Source organism: Clostridioides sp. ZZV15-6598, from assembly GCF_020657705.1.
Lineage (GTDB): Bacteria > Bacillota > Clostridia > Peptostreptococcales > Peptostreptococcaceae > Clostridioides > Clostridioides difficile_F.
On record NZ_JAGWCS010000227.1, the window covers coordinates 1 to 3,327 of the forward strand.

Here is a 3,327-nt window from a genome sequence, read left to right on the forward strand (position 1 = left end):
AAACTATCCATTTTACAAGAAATGACTACTTTTTATTAAAACACAGTATTTGCAACATATTCACCTTTGAAATTCTATTCTATTTTTCTTCTTCTATTCATTTCGACAAATCAACACTTAATTTTCATAATTAACTAAATTGAATAATATTTAATTTAAATTTTTTAATATGTTACTTTCGCTTAATTTTTTAAGGTCATTTTTTAAATTAAAACTCTTTATAAATTCATTTATATAATTGAAATATTATATAAATGAATTTATAAAGAGTTTATATAATGAAGAAATAAATAAAATAACACTAAAGTATATATAAATAAAGCTATACTTATATATTTTAGTGTTATTTATTATCTCAATATATTTAAGAAATTTATATTTAATTTTTTAAATCTTTTCTATATAAAAGTCTCTTTCCTAATATAACTAATATAAAACTTATTACAAGAATTAAAACAAATTTAAACATATTTAAATTTGAAAAATCAACCTCAATAAACTTATATAAATTAGCTATATTTCCTGTTGCATAATGACTTACTATAACTGCTACACTATTATTTAGGAAATGTAATAACATTGATACAAATATAGAGCCAGACTTATATACACTGTATGCAAATATGATTCCTAATATTGATGTTGGAATTATTCTTATAAAATCCATATGCATAATACCAAACAATACTCCACTACAGATTATCGCTAACTTGACAGACTTAACTCCATTTTTTGATTTACTAAATGCAGAAAATATAAAACCTCTAAAAAATATTTCTTCACATATAGCTGGTAATAATCCTATTATCAATAAATTCAATAAAAATTTATCCTTCATAAAAAGAGCTTTATTTAAACTCTCAGCTACTTCCATATTTTGAGGAAATAAAAATAAAATTAACTGAGTTACAATCATAATAATGATGTATCCTCCAACCCAAAGAACAACTCCTCCTAAGAGATGTTTTAATGTTGGAATCTTTATACTAAATACTTCTCTAAAATCAGCTTTGATATAATATGCAAATATTAGTGGTAAGGCAATTATCATAACTTGTGTCATCACAATACCTGCTGTTCCAAATTTAATTTGAACCAAAGAACCAACATAAATTAAAAGAACTAATCCTACTGCATACAAAATAATCCCATCACTCACAGTTGGTATAGACCCTTTTTTTATATTACATCTTTTCTCCAAGAAAGAAAAACTCTTACTATTTCCAAAAAGTATTTCTTCAGAATTAAACATTTTAGACAGAAGTATAATTGCCAAGATAACAAAAGCTATATTTGATGTTAAAACTAGTGCTATTAGATTTAAATCACTTTTAAAAGACAATACACTTTTTATAAGTAATGATATGTTTACCACAGGTATTACAGCTGTTACTCTATCTAATACTATATTTGGTATCATAGAAACATAAGATGGTATCATAATAACCAACATAAGAGGAGTTATATAGTTTTGAGCATCTTTAAAGCTTTTTGCCAGTGAACATACACACATACTTATTGCTGCAACTACCATTGAAAACAGACATACACATATTAAAGTAGTAGCAATTGGTAAAATTAAATCTCCATAATTAAAATTTCCAAACCCAAGCTGGCTACTAAGACCTCCACTAACTAAAATAAATGCCATCGTTAGGCCCATAGATAAAATATTTAAAATTGCTGTTACTATTGCACTAAGGGAAACAGCCATATATTTTCCCATGACTAATTCTAAATTTGATATTGGTAGTGTAAATAAAGTTTCTAGTGTACCTCTTTCCTTTTCTCCAGCCATAACATCTATTGCTGGATATATTGAACCAAGTAAAACTCCTATTATTAATATAAATGGTAATATCTGCCCTAAAAAGTAGCCTGCTACTTCTTCTGTTTTTGCAATATCTATAGTACTGTATGTTATAGGTTCTAATGTACTTTGTACATCCAGTCCTTTTTCAGCTAAAGTATTTTCTACAGTAAATCTCTTGTATTTATCTAAAACAGTTTCAATTCTTTTTACAGAGTTAGAGGAATTTTCCTGAGATGAATTCGCATATATTTTATAACTCGTAGATGATTGCTTTTCTTCTATTTTTATGTAAGCATCAATTTTATTTTCTTCTAAAGACTTCTTATAATTATCAACACTTAATATTTTTATCTTGCCTTTATCATTTGTAGTATCTTTATTAGTCCCAGTATCACCCTCTAAATTATTCTCTTCTTCAATCATTGATACAAGTACTTTATTGGGTGTACTATCAAAAGCTATATTAATATCTTTACTATTCATACTATTTGCGGACATATTCATTACCTGAATCATCAGTAGCATAAGCAAAGGATATAAAAGAAGTGGTATAACAATCATCATAAATAAGGTCTTTTTGTCTCTTAATATGTCTAACATTTCTTTTTTGAATATGTATTTTACAATTTTACTTCTCATCTAAACCTCCTCCATTCTAGCAAGATTTATAAACACATCTCTCAAATTATTTACACCTGATTCTTCTTTTAAACTTTGTGGTGTTCCTGATGCAATTATTTTTCCATTATGAATCATTAAAATCTTATCACATAAAATTTCTGCTTCTTCCATATAATGAGTTGAATAAAGTACGGTTTTTCCTATTAACTTTTCATTTTTCATAAAGTCTATTATAGATGCACTACTCAAAACATCAAGACCTAATGTTGGTTCATCAAAAATATATACTTTTGGTGAATGTATTAAGCAACGAGCTATAGATGTTCTCTGCGTCTGACCAGTTGATAGATTTTCAATTCTGTTATCTATAAATTCATTCATGTCCATTACTTTTACAACATTCTCAATAGATCCTTCTATTTCTTCTTTTGTCATTTCATATAAACTTCCAAAAGTTGTTAAAAGCTCTCTAGGAGAAAGTCTTCCATACAGCTTTGTATTTCCAGATAGATATCCTATTTCCTTTTTTGCTGAATTTCTATCAACTGAATAATCATATCCAGAAACACTTATATTTCCTGATGTCGGTGTTAATATTCCTCCTAGCATTCTAAGTAAGGTTGTCTTTCCAGCACCATTTGGTCCTAATATTCCGACTATCTCACCTTCTTCAACTCTAAAAGAAATATTATTTACAGCAAGAAAGTCTTCTTTTTTAGTTTTTATTTTCTTTAATTTTTTTATCGAACTTTTATTTTTATCATCTTTTACAACTCTTGTAAAAGATTTACATAACTTATCTACCTCTATCATTTATCAACTTGCTCCTTTCTTATTTATAGATATACTGTCCCTTATCCACATCTAACGATCCCGACGACGCCTAAGGTTTT

Annotated in this window: 2 protein-coding genes; both read right to left on the minus strand. The window is 26.8% G+C overall.

Features of this window, described 5'->3' with window-relative positions; all coding sequences use genetic code 11:
- Positions 1 to 379 precede the first annotated feature (379 nt).
- Positions 380 to 2,452: an ABC transporter permease subunit/CPBP intramembrane protease gene (locus tag KGF50_RS20880; protein ID WP_227849836.1), complete on the minus strand. Its 2,073-nt coding sequence runs from the start codon at positions 2,450 to 2,452 to the stop codon at positions 380 to 382.
- The gene (locus KGF50_RS20885; RefSeq protein WP_227849837.1) at positions 2,453 to 3,247 is read right to left on the minus strand and encodes an ATP-binding cassette domain-containing protein; all 795 of its coding nucleotides are present in this window, start codon (positions 3,245 to 3,247) and stop codon (positions 2,453 to 2,455) included. It abuts the gene before it with no gap.
- Positions 3,248 to 3,327: the final 80 nt, after the last annotated feature.

Coding starts and splice junctions, on each gene's coding strand:
- KGF50_RS20880 (WP_227849836.1), bottom strand. CDS start 2,452: ATGAGAAGTAAAATTGTAAAATACATATTCAAAAAAGAAATGTTAGAC.
- KGF50_RS20885 (WP_227849837.1), bottom strand. CDS start 3,247: ATGATAGAGGTAGATAAGTTATGTAAATCTTTTACAAGAGTTGTAAAA.